The sequence below is a fragment of the Pseudarthrobacter sp. Y6 genome (assembly GCF_050156205.1).
Classification (GTDB): domain Bacteria; phylum Actinomycetota; class Actinomycetes; order Actinomycetales; family Micrococcaceae; genus Arthrobacter.
In genome coordinates this window covers 3,174,750-3,193,021 of sequence record NZ_CP189574.1, presented here as the reverse complement: position 1 = coordinate 3,193,021, position 18,272 = coordinate 3,174,750, and the positions used below count along the sequence as shown (strand labels likewise).

The 18,272-nt window shown below is 66.5% G+C and carries 13 protein-coding genes and 1 tRNA gene; 10 read left to right on the top strand and 4 right to left on the bottom strand.

Going from position 1 to position 18,272, the window contains the following annotated elements; genetic code table 11:
• The first annotated feature begins 46 nt into the window (after positions 1-46).
• Together rsmI and ACQCSW_RS15205 are read left to right on the top strand one after the other, a co-directional pair.
• Positions 47-1,006 (top strand): 16S rRNA (cytidine(1402)-2'-O)-methyltransferase, encoded by a 960-nt coding sequence (gene rsmI, locus ACQCSW_RS15210; protein ID WP_426987185.1) that lies wholly within the window; start codon positions 47-49, stop codon positions 1,004-1,006.
• 173 nt (positions 1,007-1,179) lie between these two features.
• Positions 1,180-2,679, top strand: a complete 1,500-nt coding sequence (locus ACQCSW_RS15205) for an NAD-dependent succinate-semialdehyde dehydrogenase (RefSeq protein WP_426987183.1) — start codon at positions 1,180-1,182, stop codon at positions 2,677-2,679.
• 82 nt (positions 2,680-2,761) lie between these two features.
• On the opposite strand, the gene ACQCSW_RS15200 is transcribed toward ACQCSW_RS15205, so the two are convergent.
• From ACQCSW_RS15200 to ACQCSW_RS15190, 3 genes are read right to left on the bottom strand one after another with little or no spacing between them, the layout of a single operon-like run.
• Entirely contained in the window at positions 2,762-5,248 is a 2,487-nt protein-coding gene (locus tag ACQCSW_RS15200) for a transglutaminaseTgpA domain-containing protein (protein ID WP_426987181.1), read from the bottom strand.
• Positions 5,245-6,648 (bottom strand): DUF58 domain-containing protein, encoded by a 1,404-nt coding sequence (locus ACQCSW_RS15195; protein WP_426987179.1) that lies wholly within the window; start codon positions 6,646-6,648, stop codon positions 5,245-5,247. The genes ACQCSW_RS15200 and ACQCSW_RS15195 overlap by 4 nt, the downstream gene beginning before the upstream one ends.
• Before the next feature lie 13 nt (positions 6,649-6,661).
• Positions 6,662-7,771, bottom strand: coding sequence for an AAA family ATPase (locus ACQCSW_RS15190; protein ID WP_426987177.1), 1,110 nt, complete (start codon positions 7,769-7,771; stop codon positions 6,662-6,664).
• Positions 7,772-7,935: 164 nt separating this feature from the next.
• Here ACQCSW_RS15190 and ACQCSW_RS15185 point away from each other — a divergent pair, with 164 nt between their 5' ends.
• The 5 genes from ACQCSW_RS15185 (at position 7,936) to ACQCSW_RS15165 (ending at position 14,186) form a co-directional block, all read left to right on the top strand.
• The gene (locus tag ACQCSW_RS15185; protein ID WP_426987175.1) at positions 7,936-8,871 is read left to right on the top strand and encodes a TatD family hydrolase; all 936 of its coding nucleotides are present in this window, start codon (positions 7,936-7,938) and stop codon (positions 8,869-8,871) included.
• 258 nt (positions 8,872-9,129) lie between these two features.
• Positions 9,130-10,305 (top strand): ubiquitin-like domain-containing protein, encoded by a 1,176-nt coding sequence (locus ACQCSW_RS15180; protein WP_426987173.1) that lies wholly within the window; start codon positions 9,130-9,132, stop codon positions 10,303-10,305.
• A gap of 184 nt (positions 10,306-10,489) precedes the next feature.
• The gene (gene rsmA, locus ACQCSW_RS15175; RefSeq protein WP_111906305.1) at positions 10,490-11,362 is read left to right on the top strand and encodes a 16S rRNA (adenine(1518)-N(6)/adenine(1519)-N(6))-dimethyltransferase RsmA; all 873 of its coding nucleotides are present in this window, start codon (positions 10,490-10,492) and stop codon (positions 11,360-11,362) included.
• Positions 11,359-12,321: a 4-(cytidine 5'-diphospho)-2-C-methyl-D-erythritol kinase gene (locus tag ACQCSW_RS15170; RefSeq protein WP_426987170.1), complete on the top strand. Its 963-nt coding sequence runs from the start codon at positions 11,359-11,361 to the stop codon at positions 12,319-12,321. The genes rsmA and ACQCSW_RS15170 overlap by 4 nt, the downstream gene beginning before the upstream one ends.
• Before the next feature lie 38 nt (positions 12,322-12,359).
• A complete protein-coding gene (locus tag ACQCSW_RS15165; protein WP_426987168.1) occupies positions 12,360-14,186 on the top strand; it encodes an ABC-F family ATP-binding cassette domain-containing protein in 1,827 nt (608 codons plus the stop codon).
• 553 nt (positions 14,187-14,739) lie between these two features.
• On the opposite strand, the gene ACQCSW_RS15160 is transcribed toward ACQCSW_RS15165, so the two are convergent.
• On the bottom strand, positions 14,740-15,366 hold the full coding sequence (locus ACQCSW_RS15160; RefSeq protein ID WP_426987166.1) for a TetR/AcrR family transcriptional regulator: 627 nt from the start codon (positions 15,364-15,366) through the stop codon (positions 14,740-14,742).
• A gap of 149 nt (positions 15,367-15,515) precedes the next feature.
• Here ACQCSW_RS15160 and ACQCSW_RS15155 point away from each other — a divergent pair.
• The 3 genes from ACQCSW_RS15155 (at position 15,516) to ACQCSW_RS15145 (ending at position 18,160) form a co-directional block, all read left to right on the top strand.
• Positions 15,516-15,587, top strand: a tRNA-Gln gene (locus ACQCSW_RS15155).
• A 111-nt stretch (positions 15,588-15,698) separates the two neighbouring features.
• The gene (gene glmU / locus ACQCSW_RS15150) at positions 15,699-17,180 is read left to right on the top strand and encodes a bifunctional UDP-N-acetylglucosamine diphosphorylase/glucosamine-1-phosphate N-acetyltransferase GlmU (protein WP_426987164.1); all 1,482 of its coding nucleotides are present in this window, start codon (positions 15,699-15,701) and stop codon (positions 17,178-17,180) included.
• Positions 17,180-18,160: a ribose-phosphate diphosphokinase gene (locus ACQCSW_RS15145; RefSeq protein ID WP_056348072.1), complete on the top strand. Its 981-nt coding sequence runs from the start codon at positions 17,180-17,182 to the stop codon at positions 18,158-18,160. Before glmU ends, ACQCSW_RS15145 begins: the two co-directional genes overlap by 1 nt.
• Positions 18,161-18,272 lie beyond the last annotated feature (112 nt).

Sequence of the window (18,272 nt, the reverse complement as noted above, 5' to 3'; positions counted from 1 at the left end):
GCTACCTTTTGCAGCTTGGGCCGCCTGCCAGCAGTACGCTGGGGGAGTGGACCCTAACCCCAGCACCTTCGCCGATTCCCGCCCTGCAGAACCTTCCGTTGCCGCCGGGGAGGAGCCAGGGACAGAGGTTCACGTGACAGCGCACCCAACTGCAGCGGCACCGGTCGCCACGGGCACCGGCCGGATTGTGCTGGCGGCGACGCCCATCGGCAACACCGGCGACGCGTCGGCGCGCCTGATCGAACTCCTGGGGACGGCGGACATCGTGGCCGCCGAAGACACCAGACGCCTGCACCGCCTTGTCCAGAGCCTCGGAGTCACCGTCGCCGGGCGGGTCATCAGCTACCACGAGCACAACGAGGCCACCAAGACCGCGGAGCTGCTGGAGCACGTCCGGTCCGGCAAAACCCTGGTTATGGTCACAGACGCCGGCATGCCTTCGGTCTCGGACCCGGGGTTCAGGCTGGTGGAAGGCGCTGTGGCAGCTGGACTCACCGTGACCGCCGTCCCGGGCCCGTCCGCGGTACTGACCGCACTGGCACTGTCCGGACTGCCCACCGACCGCTTCTGTTTTGAGGGATTCCTGCCCCGGAAAGCCGGCGAACGGGCGTCGCGGTTGGCGGACCTTTCGGCTGAACGCCGGACCATGGTGTTTTTTGAGGCCCCGCACCGCCTGGAATCGATGCTGCGGGCGCTGCGCGAGCGCTTCGGTTCCGAGCGGCGGATAGCTGTCTGCCGAGAACTGACCAAGACCTACGAGGAAGTCATCCGCGGGACGGTCGGGGAACTGTTGCTGTGGGCCGAAGGCAACGAGGTCCGCGGCGAGATTGCCGTGGTGCTGGGCGGCGCCCCCGAGCAGGCGCCGGGCACCCCGGAGGACCACGTGGCGGCCGTCAACGAGCTGGTGGCCCAGGGAATCCGGCTCAAGGAAGCCGTGGCCGCCGTGGCTGAGGACGTCCGCGTCAGCAAGCGGGAGCTGTACTCGGCCGTCCTCGCGGCACGCTGAGCGAGCGAAAACGCCAGCTGTGCAGCTGCACAACGGTGTCTCGCTTCAGTAGTGCGTCCAGGCGTAGACCCTCTGGCGGCGACGGCAGTAGTGTGACAGTAAATCAGCCAGGAAGGCAGGCCGCCCAGGCCCTGCGTCGCGGCTGAACCAACCTTACTGACGAGGGAGTCACCGTGACTGTCACCGCACAGCCAGCTGTTACCGCGGAGCGCGAAAGCGCGCTGCTGGCCTCTGTTCCCACCGGATTGCTGATCAACGGCGAATGGCGCCCGGCGGCGTCAGGCAAGACGTTCGGCGTCGAGGACCCCGCCACGGGCAAGGTCCTCCTTAGCATCGCTGACGCCGGCGCCGAAGACGGCAAGGCTGCTTTGGACGCGGCCGCCGCCGCGCAGGAGTCGTGGGCGAAGGTCCCGGCCCGTGAACGAGGCGAAATCCTCCGCCGTGCCTTTGAGATGGTTACGGCGCGTGCCGAGGACTTCGCGCTGCTGATGACCATGGAAATGGGCAAGCCGCTGGCGGAGGCCCGGGGCGAGGTCACGTATGGCGCGGAGTTCCTGCGCTGGTTCTCCGAAGAAGCCGTCCGCGCGTTCGGCCGCTACTCGGTCTCACCGGACGGCAAGTCCCGCCTGCTGGTGACCAAGAAGCCGGTGGGCCCGTGCCTGCTGATCACGCCGTGGAACTTCCCGTTGGCCATGGCCACCCGCAAGATCGCCCCTGCTGTCGCGGCCGGCTGCACCATGGTGCTGAAGTCCGCCAACCTCACTCCGCTGACCTCGCAGCTGTTCGCCGCAGTCATGCAGGAGGCGGGTCTGCCGGCCGGAGTCCTGAACGTCATTCCCACGTCCACGGCAGGCGCCACCACCGGTCCGCTGATCAAGGACCAGCGCCTGCGCAAACTCTCGTTCACGGGCTCCACCGAGGTGGGCCGGCGCCTGCTTGCCGACGCGTCCGAGACCGTCCTGAGGACTTCCATGGAACTCGGCGGCAACGCCCCGTTCGTGGTCTTCGAAGACGCGGACCTGGACGCCGCCGTCGCCGGTGCCATGCTGGCGAAGCTGCGGAACATGGGCGAGGCCTGCACCGCGGCGAACCGGTTCATCGTCCACGAGTCCGTTGCCGACGAATTCGCCGAAAAGTTCGCTGCGAAAATGGGTGAGATGACCACCGCCCGGGGTACGGAGCCGGAGTCCAAGGTGGGTCCGCTGATCGATGCCAAGAGCCGGGACAAGGTTCATGAGCTGGTGTCCGACGCCGTGGCCTCCGGCGCCAGGGCCGTCCTGGGCGGCGCCCCGGCCGAAGGCCCGGGCTACTTCTACCCGCCCACCATCCTCACCGGCGTCACCGAAGGCACCCGGATCCTGTCCGAAGAAATCTTCGGGCCCGTCGCACCGATCATCACCTTCGGCACCGAGGACGAAGCGATCCGCCTGGCCAACAACACCGAGTACGGGCTCGTGGCGTACGTCTTCACCCGCGACCTGAACCGCGGTATCCGGATGGGCGAACGGATTGAGACCGGCATGCTCGGCCTGAACGCCGGTGTCATCTCGAACGCCGCCGCACCGTTCGGCGGCGTAAAGCAGTCCGGGCTGGGACGTGAAGGCGGCCTCGAAGGCATCGAGGAATACCTCTACACGCAGTACATCGGCATCGCGGACCCTTACGCCGGCTGAACGCATCGTCCTCCGGCTGACAGGATGATCCTCCGGTCAGCAGGTTCCTGTACCGCCTGTAGGTAGCCGCTGCGGCGAGCCGCTATTGGCTACCTCGCGGCCGGATCAAGCCGCCGCGCGCCCTCGACCAGGAGCGTGCGGCGGCTTTTGCCGTCCGGCGCGCCAGCCTGTTGAGCCCCTTGAACGGGGCAGCCAGGAGCCAGGCCCACCGTCCTAGGACCGACGGCGGGAGCCAGTCGGCACGGAGGCGTCGGGGTAGCGAGGCGTTGGCACGCAGGGACTGCTGCACCGCCTCGATGCGCGGGGCAATCGCCCCGGTCCTGCCGCGGCCGGCTGCGTCGTGGACAGGCGGGCCGTAGTGCCGGCGTTCGAAGTCGGAGGTCAGGCTGCGTATGGCCTGGTGCGCGGCGTCATCCATGCCGCCACTTTCGCCGAGCAGCGATGAATGGCGGAGCCGTGCGGAATACGTTCGGGCTGTTTCGCTGGATTCCGGTGGCAGCCCGTAGTCGGTTCCGAGGTCACGGATTTCAGCCCACGCCAGCGGAATCACGTCCTCCCGCGCCCGGTCCTCGGTGCGGAGCCGCCGGGCACGCCGCCCCATCCTCACCAGCCGTGGCGAGGCCACCAGGAGGACCAGGACCAGCGCGGTCCCTGTCCCCAGCAGCCATGGCAGAATCCGCTGCCCGGGATCCCCCGCGCCGCCACCTGCGCCAGGGAGGGGCACGTCCGTGGCGCTTGGCGTGGGGGCCGGGGCGGTTGCGCCGGGACGGAGGTCGTTGTTGTTTTCCAGCGAACCGGGGTTACCCGGCGTGCTGGTTTCCGTGGCGTACGCGGGTATAACACCACGCGACGGCGTGGGTTCGAAGGGCACCCACCCCAATCCCTGGAAGTAGAGCTCGGGCCAGGCGTGGGCATCCCGGGCGTCCACCTCATACTCCGGCAGTGCACCTTGACCGGCCACTGAAACCGTGGAACCGGTGGTGCGGCCCGGCGCGTAGCCAACCGCGATGCGGCTGGGGATACCCTCCAGGCGAGCCATCACGGCCATCGCGGACGAGTAATGGATGCAGTATCCGCTCTTCTGGGTCAGGAAATCGGCCAGCACCGAGAGCCCGTTACCGTCGTAGCCGCCCTGGACAGGTGACTGGAGCGAGTAGGTGAACTCCCCTGAGCGAAGGTACCTCTGGATGGCCATGGCCTTGGCGAAGGGTGTATCACTGGAAGCCGTCACCGCGTCAGCCGCGCTGCGGACGATGTCCGGGACGTTCCCGGGAACCCTGGTGAAGTCGGCAGGGATTCCCCGCACGGCCTGCGACGACTGTTGGAGCAGGGTGGCCGTGAGCTTAGGCGCCGAGGACACCACAATGTATTGCTGCGCCCGCGAGTTGGTGTTGGATCCCTTGACGGCCAGGGTGGCCGGGTCCCATGTCCAGGCGCCGTTGAGCCCACGGATTGATTCGGGCGCGTAAGGCAATGGCAGGTACGGGCTGGTGAACGTGCCCGTATCCACAGCAGTCACCTGGCGGAGCTGCTCCTCGGCGACGATCTCGTAGCCCGTCTCGAGCTGTCCGGCCACGGGGCGGCGCTCTGCGTCCCGGTCATCAGGTCCCCAGGATTCGCCATCGAAATTGTCAACAGTGACGGACCGCAGATACAGCGGCCCGGCCGCATTGGTGGCATAGGTGATCCGACCGCTTCCGGCCGGTGCCCGCAGGCTGGTTCCCAAGGTAATCATTGGGTTCAAGCCGGTGCCGGAGCCCCAGGGGTTCAGCCGGGAGCCCTGCGGAAACGTGCCGTGGTCGAAACCGGGGATGGCGGCCGGTACCGCCAGGGTTGCCACGAGTGCCACGGTTCCGGTCAGCACGGCCCGCCGGAGCTGGCCGGGATTCCGGCCGCTGTCGGCTGATGTGCGGGAATCCGGCGCAAACCACTGGCTGCATGCGAGGATCAGCAGGTACCCGGCCACCGTGGCCGTGAAGCCCCAAACCCCCACGCTTTGGGGCTTCACGGTGGCGGGGACTACCAGGATGGCCAGCAGGCCCAGCCCGGTTGGTGCCGGCATGCCAAGCGGCACGGCCAGCGCATCGATGAGGATGGCAGTCAGGCCCAGGGCTGCGCAGCTGACCATAACGATTCCTGCGTTTGGAGCCACCGGGGCACTTTCCGCAAGGACCGTCTCGCTCGCCCGGCGGATGAACCTGTCCACTTCGGCCAGGGTTGCCCCGGACGGGATGAAACCGGCAATGCCCGTGCTCCGGAAGAATGTCAGTGTGAGAATCGCGATCAGGGACGCGAAGCCGCCGGCCGCCACCACGAGAGGCTGTGCCCGCAGGGCGCGGAGCATGGCCATGGGCAGGCAGACCGCCACTACCGTGGTCAAGATGGGCAAGTACCAGGCCCAACCGCGCAGGACGCCGTTGAGGGAAATCGCGGCGCCGGCCACGGACAGGGCGACGGCACCGGCCATGGCCCAGGGGTACGCCCCGACCCGCGTCCGTGTCGGGACCTGCCCCGGGGTGCCCGTGGCTGCCCGCTCGCCGGACGCGTTGCGTTCCTGTGCCAGCGTCACCGCCCCACCCCCGCTCCGCGGCGCACGTCTGCCGCTGCCGTGGCAGGCGCAGCACCGCCGTGGTCGAAGTGCGTCCAGGCGTCCGGGACTGAAACCGAGGCTGGCACCGCCACTGCCCTCCAGCCGCCCCGGCGGAGGGTCTCCAAAGAGTCCTCGGAATCCGCCGGCCTGTCGGAAACGATGATGGCGAAGGCATTCGCGCCGTAACCCGCCGCCGGAGCGAGGGCTCTGGCCTCGCTCGGAGAGATCCTGCCGAGCACGGCAATAAGGGGCCCCCGCATCCGGTGGACCGAGAGTTTGTCCATCAGGTGATCGTCGAAGACAGCCGGTCCGGCATCCTGGCCACTGTGGTCCCGGGCAGCGTGGTGCGGTCCGGACAGCTGGATGGCAGCGAGGCTTTCGGCGATCAACTGGAGCCCGGACGCTCCACTGAACTCTTCCGACTCCGGTTCCGGTGCGGACGGGGAGCGGAGGAACGCGGGTTCGCCGCGGGGGTCCAGGAGGCGGAGGGCGTAGTTCCGTTCCGAGAGGTGAGTGCAGATGGAGATCGCGGCCACCACGGCCCATTCGAATGTGCCGCTGGTGATCATCTCGTGGCCGTCCATGGGCGCATTGCCCCCGAAACCGGAGCCGTGCGCTCCGGAAAACGCCGCGAACCGTTGGTCCAGGATGATGGTGGCCTCCGGCGTCGTGACGGATTCCTCCTGGCGCACCATCAGGGCGCCGTGGTGGGCGGTCGCCGCCCAGTGCACCCTGCGCATGGGATCGCCCGGGCGGTATTCGCGGGTCATGACGTCATCGTCGCTGGGGTTGGCGCGGGTACGGGTTGCTGTGATGCCGTCGTTGCCGCGGGCTCCCGCGAGGCCCGTCACGGGAAGCTCGACGGCGGCGGGCGTCACGGTGAGCGTGTCGCCGTCGTCAATTGACCGCCGGTGCAGGGACAACCCGAACGGATCAGTGAACTCAGCTGTTACCGGGCCAATGAGGTACTGTCCCCGTTTGCTGGAGCGCAAGTGGTATTCGTACCTGCTGGTCCCGCCCTTGGCTGAGCGGGCGGGAAAATGGAAAGCCGGGGACTCGCCGAACCGTGGCGGCAGCCGTTCCTCCATGATCGCCCGGCCGCCACCGGAACCTGTCCGCGCCACGGCGAGCCGCACTGTGGTGGCGGCGGAGGTCTCCACCGGGGACGGATTGAACTCACGGTAAACCTGGAACCGGGGCTTGAGGAGCCTGATTCCGGCCAGCGAAACCAGGGGAAGGACGATGAGCAGGACACTCAGGCTCAGCAGATCCCGCCGCCCCATGATCTGCGCAGACAACAGGCAGATGGCGCCGGCGGCCAGGAGCCCCCAGCCACGCTGGCTGAACAGGTGTCGGGGCAGTCGGTCACGCAGCGCCATGTGACAGCCCTGCCTAGTGGTTCCGGCGCAATCCGGCCGGCGGGGCCGATGACCGGGCCGGACTGTTCACCGGGTCCTGGTTCACCGGGAGCCGGGAGAGGACGCCCCGGATGACGCTGTGCGGGGTCTCCCCGGCGCCGGCCGCCTTGCGGTCCAGGATGATCCGGTGGGCCAGCACGGATTCCGCCACGCTGACGACGTCGTCGGGCAGCACAAAATCACGGCCGTCCAGGGCCGCTGTGGCTTTCGCTGCCCGGAGCAGCTGGAGCATGGAGCGTGGGCTGGCGCCCAGCCGGAGCAGGGGGCTTTCGCGCGTTGCCCGCCCCACTGAGACGGTGTACTCCTTGACCGCCTGGGATACGTAAACCTGCTGGACCGTGGTGATCATCGCTGCGACGTCCGCCGCGGTGACCACCGCGGAGACCTTGGCCAACGGGGAGGTTGCCTGATGGGTCTCCAGCATTTCGATCTCGGAGTCCTTGTCCGGGTAGCCCATGGAAATCCGCGCCATAAAACGGTCCCGCTGGGCCTCGGGAAGGGGATAGGTGCCTTCCATCTCGATCGGGTTCTGGGTGGCCACCACCATGAACGGTTCGTCGAGTTTGTACGAGTCCCCGTCCACGGTCACCTGGTGTTCCTCCATGCACTCCAGGAGGGCGGATTGGGTCTTGGCGGAGGCACGGTTGATTTCATCGCCAATGACGATGTTGGCGAACACGGCACCCGGGCGGAACTCGAACAGCCGTGACGCCTGGTTGTAGATGGACACGCCCGTCACGTCTGAGGGCAGCAGATCGGGCGTGAACTGGATGCGGCTGACCGTGCAGTCGATGCTCCGGGCGAGGGTTTTGGCCAGGAGGGTTTTGCCCACACCTGGCACGTCCTCCAGGAGCAGATGACCTTGGGCCAGCAACACCGTCAGGGCGAGCCTGGCCGCATCCGACTTTCCGTCGATGACGGTGTTGATCGAGGCAAGAATCCGCTGGCTGGCCGCGTGGAATGCGTCGGCGTCCATGGCTGCTGCCTTGTGGCCGTTGAGGTGGCCCGCCTGCTCCGTCACGGCGGTAAAGTTCCGACTGGCAGGGGTTACCTCGTTGACGGCGGTGCGGCGGTGGGAGTCCATCTGCAACCTTTCAGCCCGGGCAACGCCCGGAACGGGACAGCAGGCCTGCCTTCGCCCGGCGGTGGGCGTTCGCATCTGTTCTTACCAGCCTACTAACACAACTGCCCTGGCTGACAGAGAGTTCCGGGAATTCTGCGGGGATCCGCCGCCGCTAGGCTTGAGGGATGTGCAATTCGCTGATTCCCGCCGCCTACCGTGCCGCCGGGGCGGACCCTGCAGATGCCGCCCACTCCGTCGCCGACGCCGCAGCAGGTGCCGGGCGGCAGGCTCGGCAGGAGTATCCGCCGGCGCCGGAGCCGCTGCCGGTCCCCGTGATGGACAACCATACGCACCTGGATTTCCCCGACGGCGAGAGTCCGGTGGGCATCGCCGCGGCGTTGGATGCGGCCCAGGCTGTCGGAGTACAGGGGGCTGTCCAGGTGGGCTGCGACCTGGAGTCCTCCCGGTTCACGGTCCGTGCCGTTGACCTTGACAGCAGGTTGCTGGGGGCGGTGGCACTGCACCCCAACGACGCCCCGGACTATGCCAGGCGCGGCGAGCTGGAGGCTGCGCTGACGGAAATTGAGCAACTGGCCGTCCATCCCCGGATCCGGGCCATCGGCGAGACCGGCCTTGATTTCTTCCGCACCGAAGGGGAAGGCCTGGCCCACCAGCGCTATTCGTTCCGGCGGCATATCGATATTGCCAAGCGCCTGGACCTGACGCTGCAGATCCATGACCGCGACGCGCACGACGACGTTGTGCAGGTCCTGCGCGAGGAGGGGGCTCCGGAGCGGGTGGTGTTTCATTGCTTCTCGGGTGATGAGGAGCTCGCCAGGATCTGCAACGCCGCAGGCTGGAACATGTCCTTCGCCGGCACACTGACCTTTAAGAATGCGGCTAACCTCCGCGCCGCGCTGGCGGTGGCAGACCCGGCCCTGGTGCTGGTGGAAACGGATGCTCCGTTCCTCACTCCGCATCCGCATCGAGGCCGTCCCAACGCCAGCTACATGGTGCCGTACACCGTCCGCGCCATGGCAGAATTGACAGGAGCGGACCTCGCTGAGCTCTGCACCCGGATTAGTGAAAATACCGTGCGGGCGTACGGTTCGTGGGACTGATTTGGGTGCCGTCAGATAGCTCGCCACGCATACTTCGTATGTAAAATTCTTGGCCGCTTTATAACGCTGCGGTTACAGTGGAGAACTATTAGCCGGGGTCGGGGAAGGCCTTCGGATAATTCCACTTCATTCGCAGCAGGACCAGGCAGGGCTTTGATGCCCCCTGCCTGCCGCGTGGAGTGTGGCGGCGCAACGGTGCCCGGAGCTGTCCCCAGGGTCATGCGCCGGCTATTTCACTGCGTTTTTCCCCGTGCCCGGATGGATCTAAAGTTACGGGCAATCGTGGTCAAGCTCTTCACAACGGATGGCAAGTTCAGTTTTATCAAGATCGGCACCCAACTTGTGGTGCTGTGCGCGCTGGTGTTGGGCCTCGTGGCCTTCGTCGGAAATAACAAAACCGTTACCCTCAACGTCGACGGAAAAGTGACTTCGGTCCAGTCCTTCGGCGGCACCGTGGGCCAGGTCGTAAAAAGCGCCAACGTAGAACTGAAGTCGGCTGACCGCGTCTCGCCCTCGGCGGACGCCAAAGTGGAGAACGGCACCGTGATCAACGTCAACATGGCCAAGGCCGTGAAGGTCAGCCTGGACGGCTCTGAAAAGACCGTCAACACAACGGCGCCGGATGTTGCCGGCCTCGTCACCGAACTCGGAGTGACCAGCGCCTCTTCCGTTTCCGTCCCTAAGGAAGCCCAGCTCGCGGTGGCCGGATCCTTTGTCTCCATCTCCACGCCCAAGACCGTCAGCATTGTTGCCGACGGCAAGGCCGCCACGGCCACCACCACCGCGGGGACCGTCGCCCAGGTGCTGGAAGACGCCGGCATCACCCTCGGCGTCGACGACCGCACCTCCCAGCCCGGAAACGCGCACGTGGTCAACAACATGGTGGTTAAGGTCTCCCGGGTGGATACCAGCCAGACCGCAGCCACCACTGAAGATGTTGCTTTCGACAGCATGACCACTGAGAGCGCTGAGCTCCTCAAGGGCGAGAAAGAGGTCACCCAGGCCGGCGTGGCCGGCAAGGTGGACAAGAGCTTCAAACTGGTGATGGTTGACGGCCGCGAAGCCTCGCGGACCCTGGTCTCCGAAACTGTTTCCCTCCAGCCCGTGACTGAAAAGGTCACGGTAGGCACCAAGGCAAAGCCAGCAGCCGCCGCCGGAACAAACACCGGCGCCGCGGCCCCGGCCATGATGAACGAGGCCATGTGGGACAAGATCGCCCAGTGTGAGTCCACCGGAAACTGGTCCATCAACTCGGGCAACGGCTACTACGGCGGCCTCCAGTTCAACATCCAGACCTGGATCGGCTCAGGCGGCGGCGCTTACGCCCCCAACGCCAGCCTCGCCACCAAGGCGCAGCAGATCGACATCGCCAACCGCGTATACGCACAGCGTGGCCTGCAGCCGTGGGGCTGTGGCTGGGCCGCTACGAGCTAGGCACCAATGAGCACCTGCGCTGGCGGCAGCTGACCACAGCCGCCAGGCAAGCAGAAGGCAGCGGCCGGTCCCGGATTGTCCCGGGGCCGGCCGCTGCCGTTAAGCGGAAACGCACACCGCGTAACCCGCATGATCAGCCCGGAAAGCGGATGGCCCGTCACGGCGGCCGGGATAGGATACCTAGGTGACTGAACCGACTGCCGCCGCGCCCGCACCCCTCTTTGGTGCCTCCGACATACGCCGGCTGGCGGAAGAAATCGGTATCCGGCCCACCAAGACACTGGGCCAGAACTTCGTCATCGATGGCAATACCATCCGCCGGATCGTCTCGGTTGCCAACATTGGGGCTACCGAGACCGTGCTGGAAGTCGGGCCCGGCCTTGGTTCGCTCACCCTGGGCCTGCTGGACGCCGCGCAGACGGTGGTCGCCGTCGAAATCGATCCTGTCCTGGCAGCGAAGCTGCCCGAAACCGTCAAGGCCTGGCGGCCTGAAGCGGCGGGCGCGTTCCACCTGGTCCAGGCGGACGCCATGAAGGTGACGTCCCTCCCTGTTGAGCCCACCGCCATTGTGGCTAACCTGCCCTACAACGTGGCCGTGCCGGTGGTCCTTCACCTGCTCCAGCACTTCCCCAGCCTGCAGCACGGTCTGGTCATGGTCCAGGACGAGGTTGCCGACAGGCTGGCCGCGGGGCCCGGATCAAAGACCTACGGGGTGCCCTCCGTCAAGGCGGCCTGGTACAGCAGCATGCGCAAGGCCGGGGTGATCGGCATGAACGTCTTCTGGCCGGCGCCGAAGATCCAGTCCGGACTCGTGGCCTTTACGCGGCGGGAACCGCCTGAAACAACCGCCACCCGTGAGCAGGTGTTCGCCGTGATCGACGCCGCCTTCGCCCAGCGCCGGAAAACGCTGCGGGCCGCCCTGGCCGGCTGGGCCGGCGGCGCACCCGAAGCCGAGCGTTGCCTCATCGCCGCCGGAGTGGCTCCATCTGCCCGGGGCGAAGTCCTTGACATCCACGCCTTCGCCCGGATTGCCGAAGCCCGAGAGGCCGGGTCGTGAAGGCACCCGCCGGGAAGTTTCCCGCACGGACGGTCCGGGTGAAGGCGCCCGGCAAGGTCAACGTTTCCCTGGACGTGGGACCGTTGCGCGCGGACGGCTACCACTCCGTTGCCAGCGTCTACCTGGCCGTTTCCCTCTATGAGGAAGTGGCCGCCACCAGTACGGAGGCGCCTGGGATCACCGTCAGCATCAGTCCTGACAGCACCCTGGACCTGGACGGCGTGGATATTCCGCTGGATGAGAAGAACCTGGCCTACAAGGCCGCAGCCATCATGGCGGACGTCTCCGAGCATTCCAGCGGAGTGCACCTTGAAATCACCAAGCGGGTCCCCGTTGCCGGGGGCATGGGTGGCGGCTCTGCTGATGCCGCAGCCACCCTGCTGGCCTGCGATGCGCTATGGAACAGCGGGCTGTCGCGGGACGAGCTGGCACATCTGGCCGCCGAGTTGGGTGCCGACGTCCCTTTTTCCCTCCTCGGAGGAACCGCCGTCGGGCTCGGCGTTGGCGACGACCTTTCGCCGGCCCTGGCCAAAGCCCAAACCGACTGGGTCCTCGTGGCAGCGGACTATGGGCTGCCCACCCCCGAGGTCTACCGCACCCTGGACCGGCTCCGCGAGGCCGAAGGGCTGGACATTGCCGAGCCCACGGCCGTGGATCCGAAGATCCTGCAGGCGTTGCGGAGCGGGGACGCCGATGCCCTGAGCCGGGTCCTGGTGAACGATCTCCAGCGGGCCTCCATTGAACTTGCCCCGGCACTCCGCGATACGCTGGGAATCGGCGAGTCGCACGGCGCCATTGCCGGGATTGTCTCCGGCTCCGGACCGACCGTGGCACTGTTGACGCATAACCCGACAGCCGCCGAAAGCCTGGCCGAGGACCTGCGGCACTACGGTCTGACAGCACTGGCTGTCCACGGGCCCGTGCCCGGCGCGCGCATCATCTCCGATACCCTCCTTTAATAGCCCCCTTCCTTACTGAGTAGCAGAAAGCAGTCCCCTTGGCACACCTTCTTGGCGGCGAAAACCTCACGGTTTCGTACGCAACGCGCACCGTCCTGGACGGCATCACCCTCGGACTCGAGGAAGGTGACAGGATCGGCATGGTGGGCCGGAACGGCGACGGCAAATCCACGCTGATGCGCCTGCTGGCCATGCGCTCAACCCCGGACTCCGGCCGAGTGACCAAGCGCAGCGAAGTCAACATCGGTTACCTGGACCAGAGCGACGTGCTCGACGGCGACCTCACGGTCGGCGCGGCGATCGTCGGCGACCAAGCCGACTATGAATGGGCCCGCAACCCCCAGATCCGCGAAGTCATGGGCGGCTTGGTGTCCGACGTCGACTGGCATGCCAACGTCCACGCCCTCTCCGGCGGGCAGAAGCGGCGGGTGGCGCTGGCCAAGCTGCTGATCGAGGACCACGACGTCATCATGCTCGACGAGCCCACCAACCACCTCGACGTCGAAGGGGTCGCGTGGCTGTCCCGGCACCTGAAGACCCGCTGGCGGGCCAACCAGGGTGCCTTCCTCGTGGTCACCCACGACCGCTGGTTCCTGGACGAAGTCTGCACCAAGACCTGGGAAATCCACGACGGCATCATGGACCCGTTCGACGGCGGGTACGCGGCCTACGTCCTGGCCCGCGCCGAGCGTGACCGCGCGGCGAATGTTATGGAAGGCAAGCGCCAGATGCTCGTGAAGAAGGAGCTCGCCTGGCTCCGGCGCGGTGCCCCGGCCCGCACCGCCAAGCCCAAATTCCGGATCGAGGCAGCCAACGCCCTGATCGCCGACGTCCCCGAGCCGCGCGACTCCACGGCCCTGAGCAAGATGGCCACCGCCCGGCTCGGCAAAGACGTCCTGGACCTCGAGAACGTCTCACTCGATTTCCTCGGCGGCGACCCCGGACAGAAACTCTTCGACAACATCACGCTGCGGCTTGCCCCCGGTGAGCGGCTTGGCCTCGTGGGCGTCAACGGCGCCGGCAAGACCACCCTGCTGAAACTCCTCAACGGCGAGATTGAGCCGTCATCCGGCAAGGTCAAGCGCGGCAAGACAGTGGTCACCGCCGTGCTGACCCAGGAGGTCAAAGAGCTCGACGACGTCTCGGACCTGCGCGTGATCGAAGTCATCGAGCGTGAAAAGCGGTCCTTTAACGTGGGCGGCAAGGAGTTCACGGCGGGCCAACTCGTGGAGCAGCTCGGCTTCACCAACGAAAAGCAGTGGACCCCGGTCAGGGATCTGTCCGGTGGTGAACGCCGGCGCCTCCAACTGCTGCGTCTGCTGGTGGGGGAGCCGAACGTGCTGATGCTCGATGAGCCCACCAACGACCTCGACACCGACACCCTCGCCGCGGTCGAAGACGTCCTTGACGGCTGGCCGGGCACACTCGTTGTGGTCAGCCACGACCGCTACCTTCTGGAGCGCGTGACGGACCACCAGATGGCGCTGCTGGGCGACGGCAAAATCCGCGCCCTGCCGCGCGGCGTGGACCAGTACCTGGAACTCCGCGAAGGGGCTCTTGCCGGCTCCACGATCACCGGCGGCGGCAACCCCGTCACTGGTCCGAGCGGCAGCTCCGCCCCCGCGGCTTCCGGCTCCTCCGAAGCCGAAAAGCGCGACGCCCGGAAGGCCAAGAACCGGATCGAGCGCCAGCTGGGGAAGCTGGAGCAGCAGGAAAAGAAGATTCACGACCAGATGGTCAAGAGCACCGCAGAATCTGACTTCGACGCCCTCGCCGATCAGAACAAAAAACTCAAGGACCTCGCCACCGATCGCGAAGCCCTGGAAATCGAATGGATGGAAGCCCTGGAAGTCCTCGGCGAATAGTTTCGATGGCGGGGCGCTGGCAGCCGTTGACATCCTCCGCGTCCGATTGCCTTGGGTGCCTGAGCCGGTCCTTCCGCGTCGCTTAGCGCGTAGGTCCCTTCCCAACACTCGCAAGCTCGCGTCGGGGCCCTCGGGACGACGCTTACGCCGCGTAGAGGGCATTCCGGTCGCTGGGCGACCTGCGCGCTCCGATGTGCCGCGATGCGCTCCTTTCGGAAGGACCGCCTCCGGCGAGGTAGGTCACCTTCCCGAAGGATCGCCTCGGGCAAAGAACGTCACCCCCGCCGTGGAACAGTTCGCGCTCGGAACCTTCGACAAGGGGTACTCGTGGAGGGCGCCCAACGCAGATGTCGGCAATTGCAGCGCGGTGGAGTCCGCCTGAACGGAACCGTCGGCAATAGCGGTACGGGGGACCTTCGCGTAGTCGCGCATCGCGGCGCATCGGGCTCCGGAGGTCGCTCAGCGACCGCAGGGGCCCCTATGCGCTGTGTCTAAGCGACGGCGAAGGGCTCCTGCGCCGCGGAGGTAACCACGCGGGCGCGAACGCAACCACTCAGGCGTCGGACTTCAGCTCTGGGTCCTTTTGGAGGCCTGTGAGGCCGTTCCAGGCGAGGTTGACCAGGTGCGCGGCCACGGTGTGTTTGTCGGGCTGGCGGCTGTCCTGCCACCATTGGCCGGTCATGGCCACCATGCCCACGAGCATCTGGGCGTACATGGCTCCGTCCTCGGCGCTGAAGCCGCGGCGGTGGAATTCGTCGGACAGGATGTGTTCCACGCGGGCGGTGACCTGGGATAGCAGGGTGGAGAAGGCGCCTTCGGGCTGCGACGGCGGTGCGTCCCGCATCAGGATCCGGAAGCCCTCCGCCCGGTCCTCGATGTAGGTCAGCAGGGCCAGGGCGGCGCGTTCCACCAGGACCCGTGGTTTGCCTTCTTCGGTCAGGGCAGCGGTGATCGAGTCCAGCAGGATGTGGAACTCGAAGTCCACCACCTGTGTGTAGAGGCCCTCCTTGGAGCCGAAATGTTCGTAGATCACGGGCTTGGAAACACCGGCGCAGGCCGCGATTTCCTCAATGGTGGTCCCGTCGAGCCCGCGCGCGGCAAAAAGGCCACGGCCGACGTCGATCAGCTGGCTGCGCCGCTGCACGCCTGTCATCCGTGTCCGGGGTGGGTTATTGCTCACATTTCCATCATGCCCTAGCGCCGCTGAAACAGTTGGAACCGGTAGCGGTGCAGGGGCCAGGCTGCCGTGATTCCTGCCAATGTCGCGGGCTGCCCCGCAGCCATGGCAAAATAAATACTTGTGCCTTGGCCTTTGCGCCTGTGGCATGGTCCGCCCTGGTGTAATGGCAGCACCCCGGCCTTTGGAGCCGTGGAGTATAGGTTCGAATCCTATGGGCGGAACTGCTGTGCGAAGACCGTCCAGTAGGATGAACTCGGTGCCCCGCCAGGGATTTTGGCCGGACGGGCACTGCGCCCAGCGCAACGCGCAACCAATGCAAGGAGAACCCGTACGTGATCCCCGAGACTACCGGCCCAGCCGCCGTCATTGTTCTGGCAGCAGGCGCCGGTACCCGGATGAAATCCCGTACCCCGAAGATCCTGCACGAAATCGGCGGCCGGTCCATGGTAGGCCACGCCCTCCTGGCAGCCCGCAGCATTAATCCCGGACGGCTGGCCCTGGTGGTCCGCCACGAGCGGGACCTGGTTGCCCGCCACCTGAACGAGTTGGACCCCGAAGCCCTGATCGTGGACCAGGACGACGTCCCCGGCACCGGCCGCGCCGTTGAGGTGGCCATGCAAGCACTGGACGCCCAGGAAAAACTCGCAGGCACCGTAGTGGTCACTTACGGGGATGTTCCGCTCCTGACCGGCAGCCTGTTGGCGGACCTGGTGGCCACGCATGAGCGGGAGGCCAATGCCGTCACCGTGCTTACCGCGCTGCTGGATGACGCCACAGGCTACGGACGCATTCTCCGTGGTGATGACAGCTCCGTGTCCGGCATCCGCGAGCACAAGGATGCAACGGAAGCCGAACGCCTGATCCGCGAGGTCAATTCCGGGATCTACGCCTTCGACGCCGATGTCCTCCGTGACGCGCTGGTCCACATCACCACTGACAATTCGCAGGGCGAAAAGTACCTCACCGACGTGCTGGCCCTCGCGCGGCAGTCGGGCGGCCGGGTTGCCGCCGTCGTCACCGAAGACCGCTGGCAAGTGGAGGGCGCCAATGACCGCGTGCAGCTCTCCGCCCTCGGCGCGGAACTGAACCGCCGCACCGTTGAAGCCTGGATGCGCGCCGGGGTCACCGTAGTTGACCCCGCCACCACCTGGATCGATTCCACCGTCACCCTGGACGAGGACGTCCGTATCCTGCCGAACACGCAGCTGCACGGAGCCACCACGGTGGCGAGGGACGCCGTCGTTGGCCCCGACTCCACCCTGACCGATGTCCGTATCGGCGAGGGCGCCAAAGTGACCCGCACACACGGTTCCGGTGCGGTGATCGGTGCGGACGCCGCCGTCGGCCCCTTCACGTACCTGCGTCCCGGCACAGTGCTCGGCGACACCGGCAAGATCGGTGCGTTCTACGAAACCAAGAACGTCACGATTGGCCGCGGCTCCAAACTGTCCCACCTCGGCTACGCCGGCGACGCCGAAATCGGCGAGGACACCAACATTGGCTGCGGCAACATCACGGCCAATTACGACGGCGAGAAGAAGCACCGCACGGTGATTGGCTCGGGCGTCCGCACAGGTTCCAATACCGTCTTCGTTGCACCGGTCACCGTGGGGGACGGTGCCTACAGCGGCGCCGGCGCGGTGATCCGCAAGGATGTCCCGGCCGGGGCGCTCGTGTTGTCCGTTGCAGCGCAGCGCAACGCCGAGGGCTGGGTCGTGGCCAACCGCCCCGGCACACGCTCGGCCGAACTGGCGCAGGCGGCCGCCTCAGATTCCTCACATACCCCAGCATCGACAGAAGAGGACCAGCAATAATGAGCGAAATTACGGCACGCGGCGAGAAGAAGCTGGTGCTTGCCGCTGGGCGGGCGCACCCCGAACTGGCGCGGGAAATCGCCAAGGAGCTGGGTACCGAGCTGCTGCCCGTTGATGCCTACGACTTCGCCAACGGGGAGATTTACGTCCGCGCCGGCGAAAGCGTCCGGGGAACCGACGCGTTCGTCATCCAGGCCCACCCGGCACCGCTGAACAACCACCTTATGGAACAGCTGATCATGATCGATTCGCTGAAGCGGGCCTCCGCCAAGCGCATCACCGTGGTGTCCCCGTTCTACCCGTATGCACGCCAGGACAAAAAAGGCCGCGGCCGCGAACCCATTTCCGCTCGCCTGGTGGCGGACCTGTACAAGACCGCCGGCGCTGACCGCATCATGAGCGTTGACCTGCATACCTCTCAGATCCAGGGCTTCTTCGACGGGCCCGTGGACCACCTCATGGCCATCCCCCTCCTGGCCGACTACATCCGTACCCGCGTCGCCGCAGACAATGTCACCGTGGTGTCCCCGGACACCGGCCGGGTGCGCGTAGCGGAGCAGTGGGCCGAACGCCTGGGCGGAGCGCCACTGGCGTTTGTGCACAAGAGCCGTGACCTCACCGTTCCCAACCAGGCCGTCTCCAAGACCGTCGTGGGCCAGATCGAGGGCCGGACCTGCGTCCTGATCGATGACATGATCGATACCGGCGGCACCATTTCCGGAGCGGTCCAGGTCCTGAAGAACGCCGGGGCGAAGGATGTCATCATCGCCGCGACGCACGCAGTCTTCTCCGAGCCAGCGGCGCAGCGGCTGTCCGAATCCGGCGCTCGCGAAGTGGTGGTCACCAATACGTTGCCCCTCACTGCGAATCAGCAGTTCCCGCAGCTGACGGTGCTGTCCATCGCGCCGCTGATCGCCCGCGCCATCCGCGAAGTGTTCGACGACGGTTCGGTCACCAGCCTGTTCGACGGCAACGCCTGATTCTTGAAGCCTTTTGGTGGTTGAGTCTGTTGGGTTTCAACAGGCTCAACCACCGCAATCAGGCTCAACCACCGCCGTTTTGAGTATTTTGGCCCAGCGCTGGTAAGCTTTT